The following is a 19,261-nucleotide window of genomic DNA, read 5'->3' as shown; positions in this document are numbered from 1 at the left end:
GCACTTGAGGCTCAATGGTTTGGCTAAAGTGCCCCCCCATCGCCCAAAAGTTACGCTCTAGTACCACGCCGGAATGCAATCTTACGGTTGGGATTTTACGCTCCACCGATTTACTCAAGGTCGCTGTGGACTCGGCATCTGGCATGGCATTGTCAAAGCGTTGATCGTAATGGGTGTAGAGCATGCTCGCTTCGGCCGTGGCATTAAACCAAGGACGCGTGAAGGGCATGGTCAAGGTCGGCGCCAGGTGCGTGCGCGTCGCTTCAGGTTTATTGGGGTCGTCATTAGCAAATACACTAAATTGTGCGGGGACGCTGATGTCCAACCATGGCATCACTTGCGGCGCGTAGTAGTTAAAATCCACTTGCGGCATCAAACGATACACACTGGTGTTTTCTGTGAGCGGTTGAAAGTCCCGCACACGCACAGTGCTGTTCCAATCTAAGCCGCGGTAGCTGATTTCACCGGTTTGCAGCAAGGTATTGTCTTCTCGTTTACCCACGTCCGAGTCAATGTTTTGGAAGTAGGTAATGTCACTGACCTTGCTGTAATCGGCTTGGTAGTGCCAGTGGCCCTGTACGCCGCTGTGTGTCCAGTTAAAGCCCCAGCGTGCGTCAAGGTCTGGGTTACGCTGGTCATCAGGCATATATTCTGAGTACAACGCGCCTGATCCGAGTGAGATAAGGTAGCGAACATTGGTATTGAGTTGTACGCCGCGTTCCGACATATATTTGGGCGTGATCGTGGCGTCAAGTTGCGGATGGATATTCCAATAAAATGGCGTTTCCATCTCGATACCGTCGCGATCACTCCAAGAGACCGAGGGGTATAAAAAGCCCGTCAGTCGACCGTCTTCGACCGGCACCCGCAGGTATGGCAGATAAAAAACCGGCACATTCATCACCTCAAACCGTGGATGATAAAGGTCAGCAAACAGGCTGCTATCTTCTTTTTCTATCTTAGAAGCAGAAAAACGCCAGCTTTTGTCTTCGTCCGGGCAAGTGGTATAGGTGCCATCTTCCAGTTCGTAGAAGGTGGTACCGTTTTTAAATACCCGCTTAGCTTCCCCTCGCCCTGGCGTACACAGCATCTTGTACTGGGCATTATTGAGCGTGGTGTCTTCGTTTTCTAAATTGGCTTGTAAATAGTCCGACGTCACCATCATTTGGCCGTCATTGAACACCACATCTCCTTGTGCGGTGACGATCCGTTCTGGATCGCGCAAGGTCGCGGTATCCGCGGTCATTTTACGATGGCCTTGGGTCACCTCGACATTGCCGTTGTAGATGGCTTTTTCATTGGTTTGCGCTTCAGCGCGATCGGCCACCACGCGAATGGGTGCATTGTTCACATCTTGGGTTTGCTCACTCGCTGGAATACAGCGCGCCTCGCTATCGGGGCAAGGTTCGCTGGATGTTTCCGCATTCGCAAAAACAAGGGCTGGGCCATAAAGGGCCAGGCTAATCATGGTGGCTAAAAAGCTGCGTGCAGTCGGTGACATTGAAGAAGACATTCCTGTTTTATCTGATTGCGTGGTGTACACGAAGGCAACGCATCAGTATGCTTTGGCTGCAAAATGCGATTATCATAAATCAATTTACGCCCGGCATCACCTGTAAATGTTCAGGGTGTGAAACTAGCAATGAGACCATGGCATGCGACTAAATGGCAAGGTAATTGGTGCAATTCTCGGCACATTGTTGGGAGGCCCAATCGGTTTTCTTCTTGGCCTTTTCTTAGGTCATCAGTTTGATAAAGCGAAACAGCGCGCGCGTTTCGGCGGTTTTGGTGCCCAAGGCCCGCAAGCGCAACGTGTTTTTTTCCACGGTACCTTTGCGGTGATGGGGCATATCGCCAAAGCTAAAGGGCAAGTCACTCAGGACGAAATACGTCTCGCCAGCTTATTTATGGACCGAATGCAGCTGCAAGGTGAAGCCAGGCAGTTGGCCCAGCAGGCGTTCCGTGAGGGCAAAGACAGTGACTTTCCGCTTGATGAGACCCTCAGTAGTATTCGCACCTTAAGTCAGGGGCAGCGTGATTTGTCGCGTGTCTTTTTGGAAATGCAGATACAAGCGGCGTTTGCCGATGGCGAGCTGCATCCTAAAGAGCGGGAACTACTCTATGTGATTGCTGAGAAACTGGGTTTTTCGCCGCAGCAACTGGAGCAACGGTTACGGATGCAAGAAGCCGCGTTTCGCTTTAGCCAAGGTTATCAAGGCGGCTGGCAGCATCAAACCGATGGGCCGGGCGCACCACCACGGCAAAGTGAGATTGATGATGCCTATGATGTGCTGGGTGTTGATGCGTCGGCTTCCTCTCAGGAGGTGAAAAAAGCTTACCGTAAGCTGATGAATGAGCATCATCCCGATAAATTGATGGCAAAAGGCTTGCCGCCAGAAATGATGGAGCTTGCCAAAGAAAAGGCGCAAGAGATCCAAAAAGCCTACGATGTGGTGAAAAAAGCCCGCGATATGTAGTGGGCTTGTGCGCTAGTCAATCAGTGTGTGTTGCGGCGAACCGCTTAAAAAACCATCAATGTTATCCATCAGTTGGTTGGCGAGACGGTTAACCGCTTCATCTGCGCCCCATGCGATATGGGGGGTGACCAGCAGGTTAGGCAATGATGCGGCGATCAGCGGGTGAGTATCAGGGGCCGGCTCTTCACTCAGCACATCCAATCCAGCACCGCCAATTTGTCCGCTTTCCAGTGCTTGTAGTAGTGCGGCCTCGTTGACTAAGCCGCCACGTCCGGTGTTGATCAATATGGCATGCGCTGGCATCAACGCCAGCGTGTCTTGGTCGATAAGATGACGGGTGTTATCGGTGAGTGGGCAATGTAAGGAGAGCACATCGGCTTGGCGTAACACGTGTTCGAAAGGCAGATAGCCAGGCCGGCATGCCTGCGCCCCTCGGTGCTCAGCAAAAACCACCTTCATGCCGACGGCGCGCGCCAGTTGTGCGACGGCCTCGCCTAATGCGCCTTTGCCAATGATCCCCAATGTACTGCCGGCCACACTGCCGATAGGATGAGTGAAAAAGCAAAACTGTCCTTGCTTTTGCCATTCACCGTTTTGTACGTCCTGGTGGTATCCGAGCAGTTGTCGCTTAAGGGCAAAAATCATGGCGACGACATGCTCAGGTACCGACTGAGTGGCGTAACCTTGTACGTTGCACACCTGTACCCCACGGGCTTGGCAGGCGGCTAAGTCGACATTGTTTACCCCAGTGGCAGCCACCGCAATCAGTTTGAGGTTAGGACAGGCGGCAAGCACCGTCTCATCGATCACCACTTTGTTGGTTATGGCGATATCAGCGTGTTGTAAGCGCGCGATCACATCGCTGGGTTGCGTTTCATCGTAGGCTTGCCAGCGATGCGGATGCTGGGGCGCAGGCAGGACAATATGCGCTGGGATAGTATTGCGGTCGAGAAAGACGATATTGACGGGGTGGTGCTGAGCCATGTTGATCTCCGTGTCTCAATCCATGGCTCTAGGGTGCGAGATATCGCGAGTTTGTGCAATGGTTTCAGCTAGCTGGTTTGTGCGTCCGCCTTTGTGGCTGTAAGCGGTGCGGCCAATTGATAGTCACTCGCCAAGCGGTTATTGGGCATCTGGGGATAAAAATCACAGGGAGCTTGGAAATGCATGGTTTCTCCGGTCGCTGGATGCAAAAGGCTAAGCTCGGCAGCATGAAGATGCAGTCGATGGGTATAGGCGAGCGCGTCTGGGCAAGCATAAAACTCATCGCCGACAATGCTATGCCCCAAAGACTGCATGTGGACACGAAGCTGGTGAGAGCGCCCAGTCAGTGGGTACAAAGCCATCAAACTGGTCAGGGAGAAGGTGTGTAAGCAGCGATAGTGCGTTTGCGAGGGCTTACCATGCTCAAAACACACTTTTTGGCGCGGGCGGTTGGGCCAGTCACAAATCAACGGCAGGTCGATAATGCCTTCATGGCTTTCTGGTTGTCCCCATACTTCCGCATAATACAACTTGGTGGGGATGCGGTCGCGAAACTGCGCTTTAAGATTGCGCTCTGCTTCCTTATGGGCAGCAAAGGCCATCACGCCTGAGGTGGACATGTCTAAGCGGTGAACCAGCTCGGCGGAGGGAAATTCGGCTTTCACCCGCGACCATGCGCTGTCGTAATGCTCTGGATTGCGACCAGGATTGGCCAGCAAGCCACTGGGTTTATTGATCACCACCAGATCCGTGTCTTGATAGAGGATATCTAACCAAGGATCCGTCGGTGGATGGTATTCAGTCATTGCCATAGGGTTATCGGGGCCATCAGGCCCCGTCTCACTTTGGTTTATTGGTGGCTAACCACAACAAGGCGCAGCGCATCAAGCTCAATTTGAGCGTGCTGAATATGGTGCGACAAGGTGCTTATCTGCTCGCGTAATGCGTCTAGCTCATCATCACGAATATTCGGATTGACCGTTTTGAGTGCTTCTAAACGCGCTAAGGCTTGTTGGAGCTCGCTTTCCATTTCTTGGTGCGCCCGGGTTTGGATCTCGCCGAGGGCTTTCTCTGCCAGTGGTTCGCTTTTCTCAATCAGGTTGTGGATCTGGCTTTGTACCGAGTTAACCATTTTACTGCCGAGGTGGCGATTTACCGGACTGAGCTGGCGATGGAAGCTTTCAAACTCGACATTGGTGGACAGATCATTGCCGTTGGCATCAAGCAGCAATCGCACGGGCGTTTGCGGTAAAAAGCGGTGGATACCGCTCGATTTCGGCGCCTGGGCGTCAATGGTGTAGATAAGCTCGACAAACAGCGTGCCTACCGGCAGTGACTTGTTTTTGAGCAGTGATACCGCGGTAGTGCCGATGTTTTCGCTCAGCAGCAAATCAATGCCCCCTCGAACAATCGGGTGCTCCCAAGATACAAACTGAACATCTTCGCGACTCAATGCGGTATCGCGGTCAAAGGTAATGGTGCAGCCATCGGCAGGCAGTCCTGGATAGCTGGGTACCATCATGTGTTCAGACGGTTTGACCACCAAGGCATTCTCGCCTTTGTCATCTTGGTTAACACCGATGGTATCAAACAGCCCCAAGGTGAAAGTGACCAAGTTAGTGTCGCCATCCTGCTCGGCAATGGTGTTTGCCAGTTGGTTAGCGGCTTCCCCACCGTGGGAGTGCATTTCGAGGAGCTTATCTCGGCCTTCTTCCATTTCTGCTTTTAAGCGCTGATTCATCACTGCACTGTCACTGATCAGTGCCGACAGCGCGTCATCCTGTTGATTGGCCGCGAGCAGCGTTAACAAGGTCTCGCCATATTGCTCAAACACCGCGCGGCCGGTGGGGCAGGTATCTTCAAACGCGTCTAAGCCTTCGTGATACCAGCGCGCTAAAATGGTCTGAGCGGTGCCTTCAAGATACGGGACATGAATGGCAATATCTTGCGTCTGGCCAATACGGTCAAGACGGCCGATACGCTGCTCAAGTAAATCGGGGTTCATCGGTAAGTCGAACATCACTAGCTGATGGGCGAATTGGAAGTTGCGCCCTTCCGAGCCAATTTCCGAGCAGATCAAGACCTGCGCGCCCCCCTCTTCTTGGGCAAAGTAAGCCGCGGCTTTGTCACGCTCAACAATCGACATCCCTTCATGGAATACAGTCCCGCGAATACCTTCGCGCTCACGCAGCGCTTGCTCTAGGGTCAGTGCGGTTTGCGCCCGCGAGCAAATAATCAGCACCTTCTCGCTGCGGTGGGCTTTTAGGTAATCCAACAGCCAATCAATACGTGGATCAAAGCCCCACCAGCTCGCGCTATCCCCTTCAAACTGTTGATAGATATCTTCTGGGTATAGGTTTTGTACCGCCTTTTGTTCACTCGAACCTGTGCTGCCCATCATGCCGGCGACTCGCATGGCGGTTTGGTATTGACTGGGTAGAGCGAGTGGCTGCATATGCAGGCGGCGGCTGGGGAAGCCGCTAATGGCCGCTCGGGTGTTACGGAACAAGACGCGTCCAGTGCCATGGCGGTCCATCAAATCATCAATCAGCTGTTGGCGCGCCCGGGCGTTTTCTTCTGCGTCGTCACTGTGCACTTGGGCCAAACGTGCTGACAGATCTTCGTGTTGCAATAGCTGACGTATCCCAGCTTGTGCCGCGTCGGTCAGTGGCGTATCGTCCAGCAGCGCTTCCACCGCCTCAGCTACGGGCGCGTATTGTTGGGCTTCTTCAACGAAGGCGTCGTAATCATAGAAGCGATCGGGGTCGAGCAGGCGCAAGCGGGCAAAATGGCTTTGCTGGCCCAATTGCTCTGGTGTCGCGGTGAGCAGCAATACGCCAGGGGTGTGCTCAGCGATGCTTTCAATAATTTGATATTCGCGGCTCGGCGCATCGGGTGCCCACGTGAGGTGATGGGCTTCGTCGACCACTAATAAATCCCAATGGGTATCACACACTTGTTCCACCCGGCGGCGGTTTTTGCGCAGAAACTCCAGTGAGCACAACACCAATTGTTGGGTATCAAAGGGGTTAGGGGCGTCGGCGAAAGCCTCCACACAGCGCTCTTCATCGAAAATCGAGAAATGCAGATTAAAGCGGCGCATCATCTCCACCAGCCACTGATGCTGTAAGGTTTCGGGCACCACAATCAGCACACGTTCCGCGCGACCCGCCAGCACTTGCTGGTGGATGATCATCCCTGCTTCAATGGTTTTCCCCAACCCCACTTCATCGGCGAGCAGTACGCGCGGTGCATGACGACGACCGACTTCATGGGCAATGTAAAGCTGATGGGGGATCAGGCCAGCACGCATGCCGGTTAAACCGCGTAATGGGCTGCGCAGTTGCTGGTGCTGATTGGTCAGCGCGCGATAACGCAGGGCAAAACGGTCCATACGATCGAGCTGGCCAGCAAACAGTTTGTCTTGCGGCTTGTTGAAGCGAATTTGGTGGCTGAGTAAGATCTCACGTAGTGCGACCTCATCTTCCCCTGTGTCAGTACGCTGGCCGTAATAGGTCAACACCCCGTCGTTTTCTTCAATGCGCGAGACGGTCATGGTCCAGCCCTCGTGACTTTCTACCTCATCGCCGGGGTTGAACATCACCCGGGTCACGGGCGCATCATGGCTGGCGTACAGCCGTGTTTCATCACTAGCAGGAAACATTAGGGTCACGGTACGGCCATCAACGGACACCACGGTGCCGAGTCCAAGATCATGCTCCGTATCACTGATCCAACGTTGTCCAAGCGCAAATGACATAAGGGAAAACCTCTGAATTAACTCGATTGTCGAAAGACGCGGCGCCGTTGACGACGGCACCGTTTAAATACTCTGCTATTCAGTGTGGCACTGAAAAAATTGGCCGCCAATAGTACTCGAACTTGTGAGGAGGGTCACGATGAAACTCAGCGAATCTCATCAAAGGTTACGTTGACATACAAACGTCATTAATGGGCGGCAAAGATAAAAGCGTGAGCTGGCGCAGTAAAACAAGTTGGGCGCATCCCAACGGCCAGGTCTACGCTTATTTTAAGCGCTGTCACCGACAGTGAACTGCCGATACAGGAGGTGCCTATGGGCGACGCCGACCGGAAGCTGTTTGTACTTGATACCAATATTCTCCTCCACGAGCCTTTCTCGATTTACTCTTTCCAAGAACACGATGTCGTGATCCCCATGACTGTCCTCGAAGAACTTGACCGGATTAAAGATAGCAAACGCGATGTTTCACGGGATGCGCGTGTGGCGATCCGTGCGCTGGAAGATATTTTTAAAGAGGCCACTCCTGACGAAATTGGCGAGGGCATTGCCGTTGGCAAAGGCGATGCGACAGGGACGGTGTCGATCCTCGCTGATTTTGAGATCAAAGAAACCGTCCATGCCTTTGCCGATAAAGCGGGTGATAACCGCATACTCAATGCGGTGTTGTACCTGCAAACTAAGCGCTCACCCCGCAAAGTGGTATTGGTGACCAAAGACATCAATATGCGCCTGCGCGCCAAAGGGGCGGGGGTGATGTATGTGGAGGACTACCGCACCGATCAGCTGATTGATGATGTGCGATTGCTAACCAAAGGTTTCCATCAATTTGCAGGCAGCTTTTGGGATAAAGTGGGAGAATGTAATAGTCAAGCCTATGGCACAGAGACCCTACATACGTTGCCGTCAGAGCTCCTCGATACGCCGTTTGTTAACCAATACCTGTTAGATGACAGTGACGATTTTGCCGCGCGTGTGCAAGCCATTGATGGCGATAAAGCGGTGATTAAAGATCTGAGCCGAGAGCGATTGATGCATCGCGCTGCGTGGGATGTGAAACCGAAAAATATCTACCAAGGGATGGCGATGGATGCGTTGCTCGATCCGAGTATCGACTTGGCGATCCTCACCGGTCCGGCAGGCTGTGGTAAAACCATTCTGGCGATGGCCGCCGCGCTTGAGCAGGTGGTAGAAAAAGGGATGTACGATAAAATCATCGTAACCCGCAATACCCCAGATATTGGCGAGTCAATTGGCTTTTTGCCGGGCTCCGAAGAAGAGAAAATGTTGCCTTGGCTAGGAGCCGTGACCGATACGCTAGAAGCCTTGCACATGCACGATGAGTGCACCGATGGCTCGATGCGTTACATCATGGAGAAAGCGAATCTGCAGTTTAAATCGATTAACTTTATGCGTGGCCGCTCGATTCAAAACGCGTTCGTGATTTTGGATGAGTGCCAAAACCTCACCGCCTCTCAGCTTAAAACCATTATTACTCGGTGTGGGGAGGGGACCAAGTTGGTGTGCTCGGGGAACTTGGCGCAAATCGATTCTTCGTATTTGACCCCAGTGACATCTGGGCTGACCTATATTGTTGAGCGGTTTAAAAACTTTGAAGGCAGTGCGTGTGTGTACCTCAATGGCGTGGTGCGCAGTCGCTTGGCGGAGTTTGCCGAAGAGAATTTATAGCTGATATCAGGTGGCGGTTATCAGGCCGCCACCTTCATCCATTGCCTAAAACAATTCAACATCGTCCTCGGCGACAAAGGTTTTGACCACCCCAGACTGCAGTAAATCATCATAAAAAGCGACCTGGTTACGGCCATTTTGTTTGGCGTGATAAAGCGCCTGATCGGCATAGCCTAAGATGACGCTGGTGCTCAGCTGTCCATGTTCAATCCGTGTCGCGCCCATGGAAATGGTCACGGTTTGGGCGGCACCAAAGTCTCGCGCGTTGACATTGGCAATAAAGGCATTGGCCTTTTGTTCGGCCATGGCCCGCGAGCAGGGCTGAAATAGCACTACAAATTCATCGCCGCCATACCGGAACAAGGAGTCTTGTGAAGAGAAGCTCTGGCGCATTAGTGAAGCCAGTAACAAGATGACCTCGTCACCAAACACATGACCAAAATTGTCATTGACCTGCTTAAAGTGGTCGACATCGAAAATGCACACCCAAGGTGAGAGAGCGCTGTCAGCGTCACTGTTTGGCGTCGCCTCGCTTTGCGCTAAGCGATCACATATCAGATCCAGCTTTTTAGATAAGACTTTACGATTAAATAAGCTGGTAAAGCTGTCACGTTCGCTCGCCATAATAATCTGCTGGTAGTTCTCATAAATGCGCGTGAGTCCGGCCACCAAAGCACGTTGATCTTGGCTAAGGCTTTTGGCGCGGCCGCACAAAATACTGCTGACCCCATCTTCTTTCTCATAATAGATGGGAACGGCAATCAATACATGATCATGAGTGTGGTGTTGAATAACCGCTTGGGACGCAAGGCACTCTGCCAAAAGTGCGTCAATTTGATGGATATTCTCTTGCTGAAACGCACTGTTGTCGTTGGTGCCGAGTACGGTAAAGGCAGGCTGCATATCATCGCAGTAATCAAGCAGTACGACTTCGCCAACCGGAGTAAGCTCGGTAATCGAGGTCAGCAAGCTCTTAGTAATCGCGTCGACTTCCGTTTTAGCGGTAAAGTCGACGATCGAGTCGAGAATCTGGATACTGCTGGCGGCCACAGGACGCCTCCTTGGAATCTACCGTGTTTTCCTTAGTATAGAAGCCTATCAGGGGGATGCCACCCAAAACGAATCGTCAGCGGTGCCCATGTAACCTTGCATCATTTCTGGCGGATGATTGAGCGCTTCAATTGGACGATGAAGACGAACTTGTCCCTCATCGAGATAAAGAAACTGAGAGGCAATGGCTTGGGCATCTTCGGGATGGTGAGTGACCATTACCACCGTCGTGCCTTGTGCTTGGGCGGTACGCTTGACCAATGCCAGCATATCCTTTTTTAGCGCAGGGTCGAGCGCTGAAAAGGGCTCATCGAGCAGCAATAAAGGCTGGTTACGTGCGATGCTTCTACCCAAGGCGATGCGTTGGCGTTGGCCACCTGATAGTTGACCGGGCAGACGTGGCAGATAGTCATTTAAACCCACGGCGTGGGCCGCCTGGTGAATGCTGTCACGCTGGGAAGCGGTGAGTTTCAGTGATGGCGACAAGCCAATGGCCATATTGTCGAATACCGACAAGTGAGTAAAGACGTTGTGCTCTTGAAACAAGATAGACAATGGTCGCTGGTGGGCGGGCGTCGTGGTGACGGGCTTGCCATCAATGGTGATCTCGCCACTATCTGGCGCGATCAGCCCGGCAATCAAGGATAACAATGTGCTCTTTCCCGCCCCGCTTGGGCCGAGCACAGCCACAATCTCCCCCGGCGCTATCTTGGCATCAAAGATCATCCAATCTTGCTGGTAACGGTAATGGACATTGGAAAGCGTTAACATGCGTGTCTCCATTGGATAAGGCGCGTAAGCAGGGCATAACATCCCAAGCTGGTGAGCAGTAACAGCATCGCTGCAGCAGCACCGGCTTCCATTTGGTAACTGCCCATTAAGCGAAATAAATACAGGGGCAGGGTTTGAAAGTTTTGGCTGCCAAATAGGGCTATCGCACTGAGATCACCCATCGATAACACAAAACTCACCGCGACACCGCGTGCAATCGGTGCACGTAAACAGTCCCATTCGATCAGACGTAAACGCGTGATGCCTCTTACGCCTAAGGTGGCGCACAGATTATGGTAAGACTGGGCAACCTGAAACGCGGGGGCACTTAATACTTTTATGAGATAAGGCAGCGCCATCAGGGCGTTCACCGCCATCACTAGCCACAGCGCTAAACTGAATACGTCGCTAAACTGGCGAAACAGCAAAAAAAGCCCGGTGCTGAGCACGATGCTCGGGACCACCAGGATAATGGCTCCTAGCGTTTCTATCCCATCCGCCTGTTTTTTGCGTCCGTGTAAGCGCCAGTGGCGGCTAGCGAGGATCACTGCGGCTGCAAGCACAAAGGCAAAGCTGGTTGCCCCTGAGGCAATGGCGAGGGAGTGCAGTGTCGCCTGCCACAGTGCGCCATCGCCGAGTACTGCTAATGCGCTGGGGTTGAGCCCACGTGCAATCACCACGCCCAGTGGCGGTAACACCAGTAGCAAAACGAGGCCAATCCATAAACTGTCCCAGCATTTGGCGGCTCGGCTATCCAAAGAGGCGGGAAGAGGCAGCACTTCACTGGGCGTACTCGGCAGCGGGCGCGTCAAAGTTTGCACGGTAAATGCGATGGCGCCACATAACAGCATTTGCCAAAGCGCAAGGACAGCACCCGTTTGTAAATCGAAATCAAAATGAATGGCTTGGTAAATGGCCAGCTCTATTGTGGTGGCTTTCGGCCCACCGCCCAGTGCCATCACGGTGGCGAAGCTGGTAAAGCACAACATAAACACCAGCCCGACGATATGAGGCAAGCTTTGGCGTAAATACGGCCATTCTAAATGCTTAAAGCGCTGCCAGCCTTTCAGCCCTAGCTGGGTAGCAAGACGACGTTGATCAGCGGGGATCCCCTCTAACGCTTGCACCATGAGTTGGGCGGAAAATGGCAGATTAAAAAACACATGCGCGAGCAAAATGCCACTTAAACCATAAATAGAAAACGGCATCGTCGCATCAAAGTGCGCGAAGGCTTGCGCAATCCAGCCGCTGCGGCCATAGATGGCAACCAGTCCAAATACCCCCACCAATACCGGTAGCACCAAGGTCATGGCAAATAGCTTAAGCAGCCATGCCTTGGCTGGAAACTGCCGGCGATACAGGGCGTGGGCGACGGGTATCGCAAGCCCAACGCTGAGCATCACAGATAAGGTCGCCTGCTTAAAGCTAAAGTAGGTGACATGGCGCAGGTAGGTATCTTGCCACAACGCGGTGAGCACTAGGTCGTGGCTGTGAGAGAACAGCGCCCAGAGTGCGCTGCCAATCAAAACCACGACTAAGCTGGCCGCCATACTGCCCGGCCAGGTTCGAGAAGGGTTGAGCATCTTGGCTATTCAACCAGCGCGGTTTGCCAGTCACGCACCCATTGCTGGCGATTGCCCATCACTTCATCAGGCTGATATAGCAGGCTTTCCTCCGGCTTGTCTAAGGTGTAGAAGGCATCAGGCAGGTTGACATCGGTTACCGGATACATCCACTGCGTGGTTGGGAGCACAGACTGAGCTGCATCACTGAGCATAAATTGTAAAAACGCGTCTGCACGTTCCGGTTGATCCGTGTAGGCTGATTTTGCCACCACTTCGATTTGCATGTAGTGGCCTTCTTCAAACATGGCAGCGGCAAAGCGGTCGTCCTCATCGGCAACCCGGTGATAGGCCGGTGAAGTGGTGTAAGAAAGCACCATGTCGGCTTCTTTGTTAAGGAACATGTTGTACGCCTCGGTCCAGCCTTTGGTCACGGTAATGGTGTTGTCAGCCAGTTCGCGCCATGCTTGTTGGTTATCATCGCCATACACTTTTTGGATCCAGAGCATTAAGCCTTGGCCGACGGTTGAGACGCGCGGATCTTGGTAAATCACACTGATATCGTCGCGCTCTTCAATCAAGGCTTTGAGGCTTTTGGGCGGATCGAGCAAGCGGGTAGTGTCATACACAAAGGCAAAATAGCCGTAATCGTAAGGGATAAAGTAGTTGTTGTCCCACCCGCCAGGCACTTGCAGGCGCTCAGTATTGACCGCATGCTCAGCGACAATGCCGCTGCGCTCTGCTTCTTTCATTAAATTGGTATCCATCCCGAGTACGATATCGGCTTGGGTGGTTTCCCCTTCAATGCGTAGGCGATTGAGCAAAGCGGCGCCATCATCGAGAGACACGAATTCCAGTTGGCAATCGCACTGTTTTTCAAATTCGGCTTTGATTTTGGGCCCTGCGCCCCATTCGGCGATAAAGGAGTCATAGGTATACACGGTGAGTGGGTCCACGGCGCGGGCACTGAGTGATAACAGCGACAGAGAAATCAGAGTGAGAACAGAGGTAAAAACTTTCACAGCACGCTCCTAAGTTGGGCGTGGGTGTTGAGGCAAGTTGATGGCAACATCAAGTCTCAATCCCTACGCCAGTGTTAGCTGGATCAGGTTCGATGGGTCTAGCGCAGTGCGCAATCTCAGCCATGAGGCTCCCCAATGAGTACCAAGCCATTGTACTGATTGGCTTAGAGTTAACCAAGCCTTTTAGTCAGCGAGTTGGTTAAGGTCCCAGTTGTAGTCGTATTCCAATGTTGCCTCTTGTGGCAATGGAATATCGCGATACTGGTTTATGTGAGCGATCACGCCTTGCTTATCGCCACCAAAATCAGCCTCAAACCACTCATAGATAGAAGAAAGCTGCCACTGATCGCCTTGCTGACTTACCCCTTTGTCGCTATTAATAAAACGATAGGCCGCTTGTTCGAGCTGTGCCTCAAGCGCGTTTGCTTGGAAGGCCTTAGGTTGCAGGTTTGGACAACCCAAACTGGCACAGTTAACCGCATAGTGGGTACGCGGATCTTGCCATAGTGGGCGTAGAATGCGGTGCTCAATATCATTCAAGGTAAGGGGTTCACCTGCCACCGTGACCACCTCATCATCCCATGGGCCAAAGCTAAATAATCCACCGAGCTTGGTGATGGAACTGACCGGGTACTCGGCGATAATCAGTTTTACGGTGACCGCATTGTAAAGGTTGACCCAATACGCGTATTGTTCGTTTTTGGTCAGGGTGCGCGGGTCGCGCGCGGTGAGCATGCGGATATAATGATCGAGGGCTTTCTTGTCAGCGTCGGTGACCGCCGCATAGTTAAATAAGGTTTGCTGCCCTTGAGCCTGCAAATACTTATCGAGCAATACTTGCCAAGTGTGATGAGTGAAGGTTGCCTGGCTGTCAGGGTTATGGGCATCCCACATCGCCCAATACTCTGCTTTGGGGGCCGCTTGGCTAAACAGCGGAAAAACCATACAGAATAGAAGTATCAAACGTTTTTGCATTGCCCGTCCTTATTTTCAGCAAGCCTTATTTTCAGACTAGACCAAGCAAATGCGTTGTTGGTTTCATGGTGAATGGAAAAAAGTGGGGCTTGACCAATAAGCGCGGCGAGGATCGCGCTTATTGGTGAAGTGGGCTAAAGCGGGGATTTATGACAAAAAGTCCGGGATGCGCTGCTCAAAGCGCGAGATCTCAGCATCGTGCTGTAGGGTGAGGCCAATGCTATCTAAGCCTTCCAACAGGCAATGACGACGAAAATCATCCATTTGGAAGCTAAAGCAGTGCTCACCGGCTCGAATGGTTTGGGCGGGCAAATCCAGGGTTACCGTCGCGCCTTCATTTTCGGCTACATACGCAAATAAAGCATCGATTTGGGCTTCTTCAAGGGTCACCGGTACCATTTGGTTGTTGATACAGTTGCCATAGAAAATATCGGCAAAACTGGGGGCGATAATCACTTTAAAGCCGTAATCATCCAGCGCCCAGGGGGCATGTTCGCGTGACGAGCCACAGCCAAAATTCTCGCGGGTGAGTAGCACGCTTGCCTCTTGGTAGCGCGCTTGGTTAAGCACAAACTCGGGGTTCGGTTGCTTGCCCGCATCGTCTAAAAAGCGCCAATCGTAAAACAGGTGCTGACCAAAGCCAGTACGGGTGACTTTTTGCAAAAACTGTTTGGGAATGATCGCATCGGTATCGACGTTCGCCGCATCCAATGGAGCAACAATGCCGGTGTGAGTGTGTATGCCTGACATAAGGCCTCCTTATAATTGGTTAACGTCGACAAAATGACCCGCGATAGCAGCGGCGGCGGCCATCGCCGGGCTGACCAAGTGGGTGCGGCCTTCACGGCCTTGGCGGCCTTCAAAGTTACGGTTGCTGGTGGACGCGCAGCGCTCTTTGGGGCCCAAGCGATCGTTGTTCATCGCCAAACACATTGAGCAGCCGGGTAAGCGCCACTCAAAGCCCGCCTCGCGGAAAATCACATCCAGCCCTTCTTGCTCTGCTTGGGCGCGCACTTGCTCGGATCCAGGCACCACCATGGCATGGACGCTATCTGCCACGCGTCTTCCTTTGGCGACCGCGGCGGCCGCGCGCATGTCCTCAATCCGTGAGTTGGTGCAAGAGCCGATAAAGACCTTATCAATGCTGATTTGGTTGATGGCTTGTCCCGGTGCCAGTCCCATGTATTTTAGCGCGCGCTCTGCTGAGTGGCGCTCTATCGGATCGGTCATTGTCTCAGGGGCGGGCACGGTATCATGCACACTGACCACTTGGCCGGGGTTAGTGCCCCAAGTGACTTGATGATGGATTTGACTGCCATCGAGGGTGACCACGCGATCAAACTGTGCATCGGCGTCCGAGTGCAAAGTTTGCCAGTAAGCGACCGCTTGCTGCCATTGCTCGCCTTTAGGAGCAAATTTCTTGTCTTTTAAATAGGCAAAGGTGGTGTCGTCCGGCGCGATAAGGCCAGCTTTGGCGCCTAATTCGATGGCCATGTTGCAGACCGTCATACGTCCTTCCATCGACAAGGCGGTGATCGCGTCCCCGCAAAATTCCACCACATGTCCGGTGCCGCCTGCGTGGCCGACTTTACCAATAATCGCGAGAACAATATCTTTGGCGGTGATCCCGGGGGCAGTTTTGCCCGAGACTTCAATTTTCATCGTGCGGGCGCGGGATTGCTTAAGCGTTTGGGTGGCGAGTACGTGTTCGACTTCTGAGGTGCCAATACCAAAGGCGAGGGAGCCGAAGGCACCATGCGTCGCGGTGTGCGAATCACCACAGACGATGGTGGTGCCGGGCAGGGTAATGCCAAGCTCGGGGCCCATCACATGGACAATGCCTTGGTAAGGGTGATTTAGTTCGTACAGGGTGACGCCAAATTCGTCGCAGTTTTTGGCTAGCGTCTCCATTTGGATGCGCGCCATTTCTCCAGACGCGTGAATGTCTTTGGTTTCGGTGGAGACATTGTGATCCATGGTAGCGAAGGTTTTGCTCACTTGGCGCACCGGACGCCCTTTTTCCCGCAGGCCATCAAAGGCTTGTGGGGAAGTCACTTCGTGCACCAAATGACGATCGATATACAGCAGTGGCGCTTCGCCCGGCTGCTCGGTGACCACATGGGCTTGATAGATTTTTTCATACAAGGTCTTGGCGCCTTGCTGAGTGTTTGCATTCGACATAGCTCGTATCCTTACGGGTAATTATTCTGCGCCTTGGCGGATATAGGCGGCGATACGATCGCCCATTTGTTCAGTACTCAATGCAGGATGGTTGCCTGCCAGGTCGGCGGTCAGCTCACCGGCCGCCAGTGCTTGGCTGACTGCATGCTCAATCGCACAGGCTGCGTCTTCTTCGCCTAACGAGTAGCGCAACATCAACGCGGCGGAGAGAATTTGTGCGACCGGGTTGGCGATATTTTTCCCCGCGATATCGGGGGCAGAGCCGCCGGCGGGCTCATACAAACCAAATTTACTCGCGTTTAAGCTCGCGGATGGCAGCATGCCCATTGAGCCTGTGATCATTGCGCATTCATCCGAAATAATGTCGCCGAAAATATTCGAGCACAGCATCACATCAAATTGCGATGGGCCTTTAATCAGCTGCATGGTGGCGTTGTCGATATACATATGGCTTAAGTGGACATCTGGATAGTCCTTGGCCACCTCTTCCACGACTTCACGCCACAGCATCGAGCTTTGCAACACATTGGCTTTATCGATTGAGCACACTTGCTTGTTACGCAACTGAGCCGACTGGAAGGCGATACGGGCGATACGCTCAATTTCATAGCGATGATAAACCTCGGTATCAAACGCTTTTTCCTCGCGGCCTTCGCCTTCGCGCCCTTTGGGCTCACCAAAATAAATCCCGCCGGTCAGCTCTCGCACCACCACGATGTTAAAGCCTTGGTCGGCAATATCGGCGCGCAGTGGGCAAAAGCCTTCGAGACCGGTATGGATTTGCGCCGGACGCAAATTACAAAAAAGACCAAAGTGCTTGCGTAACGGCAGCAAGGCACCGCGCTCCGGTTGCTCAGTGGGCGGTAAATGCTCCCACTTTGGGCCGCCCACTGAACCAAATAAAATCGCATCGGCTTTTTCACATCCCGCCAAGGTCTGCTCGGGCAGCGGCGAGCCATGGGCGTCAATCGCGGCTCCCCCCACCGGATAATGCTGACGCTCCAAAGTGAGTGAGAATCGCTCGCTAACTGCATCAAGCACCTTCTCGGCTTGCGTCATGACTTCGGGGCCGATACCGTCGCCGGGTAAGAGTGCAATCTGGTGTGCGCTGGCCATGGTTATACTGTCTCCTGTTTCAAGTGGGATTGTTCCTTAATCTGAGCGATTTTGTCGGCGCGATAGATGGCATTGATCACATGCAATAACGCTTCGCCTGAGGCCTCGATGATGTCGGTTGACACCCCGGTGCCGTGATATTTACGACCCTTGTAGTTGGCAATGATGTCAGCTTGGCCGAGGCCATCTTCCCCTTCCCCTTTGGCGGTCAGGTCAAATTTATCCAGCTCAATATCATAATCGGTAATGCGGTAAATACACTGATACAGCGCATCGACGGGGCCGTTGCCAGTGGCTGCTTCGTGCTTCTCTTCATCGCCACATTGCAACTTGATGCTGGTGGTTGCCATTAAGCTGCCCGATTGCACGCCCAAATAGTTCAGCTTATAAAAGTCGTCCTCTTCTTTAAGATTATTGAAGAACATCAAGGCTTCTAAATCGTAATCGAATACCTGACCTTTGCGATCCGCCAGCTGTAAGAATGACTGATACAAGGTGTCTAAATCGTAGTCTTGTTCGCTGTAGCCAAGGTTATCCATATGGCTTTTCACCGCGGCACGGCCGGAGCGACTGGTCAGGTTAAGCGCTTTTTTGCCCAAACCAATCGACTCTGGCGTCATAATTTCGTAGGTGTTTTTGTTTTTCAGCATGCCATCTTGGTGGATACCGGAGGAGTGGCTAAAGGCATTGGCGCCGACGACGGCTTTATTGGGCTGAATAGGCATGTTGCAAAGCTGGCTAATCAACTTGCTGGTGCGGGTAATTTCGGTGTGGTTCAACCCTGTTTCTACACCTAACAAGTCGGCGCGGGTTTTTAAAATCATCGCAATTTCTTCCAGCGCGCAGTTACCAGCGCGCTCGCCAATACCATTGATAGTGCCTTCCACTTGGCGTGCGCCAGCTTGCACCGCGGCAATAGAGTTGGCGACCGACATCCCTAAATCATCATGGCAATGGACAGAAATCACCGCTTTGTCGATATTAGGCACGCGGTTAAACAAGGTCGCAATGATATCGCCGAATTCACTGGGAACCGTGTAGCCGACGGTATCGGGAATATTGACCGTGGTCGCGCCGGCATCAATCGCCGCTTCGACCATACGGCATAAATTATCAATCGGGGTGCGCCCGGCATCTTCGCAGGAAAACTCTACATCGTCGGTGTATTGGCGCGCATGTTTGACGGCGCGTACCCCCATCTCGACCACGTCATCATAGCTGCGGCGAAGCTTGTCTTTTACATGGATGGTCGAGGTGGATAAAAAGGTGTGGATACGAAAGGCGTCCGCGGCTTTGAGGGACTCGGCGGCCACATCGATGTCTTTGGGGACCGCGCGAGACAAGGCACAAACGCGCGCATGTTGCATATGCTCGGCGATAGTGCGCACGGATTCAAAATCACCCGGTGAGGAGACAGGAAAACCGGCTTCAATAATGTCTATCTTCATGCGGTCCAAGGCTTGGGCGATCTGCAATTTCTCTTTGACGGTTAAACTGGCGGACAGCGCCTGCTCGCCGTCGCGTAAGGTGGTATCAAACAGAATGACTTGGCTGTTCTCGCTCATGGGTGACTCCCTGTTGTGTTTGCTGGCCGCTTTGAAGGGCTCTTTAATTGGCGTTTGATGTTATTTTGGCGACGTTAGATACAAAAAAACCCGCGTCTGGCGCGGGTTT

15 protein-coding genes and 1 riboswitch are annotated in these 19,261 nt (G+C 52.8%); of the genes, 2 read left to right on the top strand and 13 right to left on the bottom strand.

All coding sequences use genetic code 11. The annotated features are described in order from the left end of the window. Window positions 1–1,501, bottom strand: a 1,501-nt coding sequence (lptD, locus tag BZG14_RS07410; protein WP_131825171.1) for an LPS assembly protein LptD, incomplete at its 3' end; no start/stop codon positions are given. A gap of 154 nt (window positions 1,502–1,655) precedes the next feature. Between lptD and djlA the strand changes: the two genes are divergently transcribed. After that, a complete protein-coding gene (gene djlA / locus BZG14_RS07405; RefSeq protein ID WP_077608395.1) occupies window positions 1,656–2,477 on the top strand; it encodes a co-chaperone DjlA in 822 nt (273 codons plus the stop codon). Window positions 2,478–2,489: 12 nt separating this feature from the next. Here the strand turns inward: djlA and BZG14_RS07400 are convergent, their stop codons facing one another. From BZG14_RS07400 to rapA, 3 genes are all read right to left on the bottom strand, one after another. Continuing rightward, the gene (locus BZG14_RS07400; protein WP_077486417.1) at window positions 2,490–3,461 is read right to left on the bottom strand and encodes a D-2-hydroxyacid dehydrogenase; all 972 of its coding nucleotides are present in this window, start codon (window positions 3,459–3,461) and stop codon (window positions 2,490–2,492) included. 68 nt (window positions 3,462–3,529) lie between these two features. Beyond that, window positions 3,530–4,273, bottom strand: coding sequence for a bifunctional tRNA pseudouridine(32) synthase/23S rRNA pseudouridine(746) synthase RluA (gene rluA / locus BZG14_RS07395; RefSeq protein ID WP_077486416.1), 744 nt, complete (start codon window positions 4,271–4,273; stop codon window positions 3,530–3,532). A gap of 38 nt (window positions 4,274–4,311) precedes the next feature. Further along, window positions 4,312–7,221, bottom strand: coding sequence for an RNA polymerase-associated protein RapA (gene rapA, locus BZG14_RS07390; protein ID WP_077608394.1), 2,910 nt, complete (start codon window positions 7,219–7,221; stop codon window positions 4,312–4,314). 315 nt (window positions 7,222–7,536) lie between these two features. Between rapA and BZG14_RS07385 the strand changes: the two genes are divergently transcribed. Continuing rightward, window positions 7,537–8,910, top strand: a complete 1,374-nt coding sequence (locus BZG14_RS07385) for a PhoH family protein (RefSeq protein ID WP_077521674.1) — start codon at window positions 7,537–7,539, stop codon at window positions 8,908–8,910. Window positions 8,911–8,955: 45 nt separating this feature from the next. On the opposite strand, the gene BZG14_RS07380 is transcribed toward BZG14_RS07385, so the two are convergent. The 9 genes from BZG14_RS07380 to leuA all read right to left on the bottom strand — a co-directional run bounded on the left by BZG14_RS07380 (window position 8,956) and on the right by leuA (window position 19,152). Continuing rightward, window positions 8,956–9,960: a GGDEF domain-containing protein gene (locus BZG14_RS07380; protein WP_077608393.1), complete on the bottom strand. Its 1,005-nt coding sequence runs from the start codon at window positions 9,958–9,960 to the stop codon at window positions 8,956–8,958. Window positions 9,961–10,008: 48 nt separating this feature from the next. After that, window positions 10,009–10,731, bottom strand: a complete 723-nt coding sequence (gene thiQ / locus BZG14_RS07375; protein WP_077458145.1) for a thiamine ABC transporter ATP-binding protein — start codon at window positions 10,729–10,731, stop codon at window positions 10,009–10,011. Further along, window positions 10,725–12,314 carry a thiamine/thiamine pyrophosphate ABC transporter permease gene (gene thiP / locus BZG14_RS07370; RefSeq protein ID WP_077608392.1) on the bottom strand — a complete coding sequence of 530 codons (1,590 nt, stop codon included), beginning with the start codon at window positions 12,312–12,314 and terminating at the stop codon, window positions 10,725–10,727. The genes thiQ and thiP overlap by 7 nt, the downstream gene beginning before the upstream one ends. Window positions 12,315–12,319: 5 nt before the next feature. Beyond that, window positions 12,320–13,315: a thiamine ABC transporter substrate binding subunit gene (thiB, locus tag BZG14_RS07365; RefSeq protein ID WP_077486412.1), complete on the bottom strand. Its 996-nt coding sequence runs from the start codon at window positions 13,313–13,315 to the stop codon at window positions 12,320–12,322. 43 nt (window positions 13,316–13,358) lie between these two features. Next, window positions 13,359–13,460, bottom strand: a riboswitch (TPP riboswitch). Between the two features lie 38 nt (window positions 13,461–13,498). After that, window positions 13,499–14,290: a DUF547 domain-containing protein gene (locus BZG14_RS07360; RefSeq protein WP_077608391.1), complete on the bottom strand. Its 792-nt coding sequence runs from the start codon at window positions 14,288–14,290 to the stop codon at window positions 13,499–13,501. Between the two features lie 147 nt (window positions 14,291–14,437). Then, window positions 14,438–15,040, bottom strand: coding sequence for a 3-isopropylmalate dehydratase small subunit (gene leuD, locus BZG14_RS07355; protein WP_077608390.1), 603 nt, complete (start codon window positions 15,038–15,040; stop codon window positions 14,438–14,440). Window positions 15,041–15,049: 9 nt separating this feature from the next. Then, window positions 15,050–16,471, bottom strand: coding sequence for a 3-isopropylmalate dehydratase large subunit (gene leuC / locus BZG14_RS07350; RefSeq protein ID WP_077608389.1), 1,422 nt, complete (start codon window positions 16,469–16,471; stop codon window positions 15,050–15,052). Window positions 16,472–16,492: 21 nt separating this feature from the next. Further along, entirely contained in the window at window positions 16,493–17,587 is a 1,095-nt protein-coding gene (leuB, locus tag BZG14_RS07345; RefSeq protein ID WP_077608388.1) for a 3-isopropylmalate dehydrogenase, read from the bottom strand. Between the two features lie 2 nt (window positions 17,588–17,589). Then, window positions 17,590–19,152: a 2-isopropylmalate synthase gene (leuA, locus tag BZG14_RS07340; RefSeq protein ID WP_077608387.1), complete on the bottom strand. Its 1,563-nt coding sequence runs from the start codon at window positions 19,150–19,152 to the stop codon at window positions 17,590–17,592. Window positions 19,153–19,261 lie beyond the last annotated feature (109 nt).

It is taken from the genome of Salinivibrio sp. IB282, assembly GCF_001995685.1.
Classification (GTDB): Bacteria; Pseudomonadota; Gammaproteobacteria; order Enterobacterales; family Vibrionaceae; genus Salinivibrio; species Salinivibrio kushneri.
The sequence above is the reverse complement of the archived record's forward strand: the minus strand, read 5'-3'. Positions and strand labels throughout refer to the sequence as shown.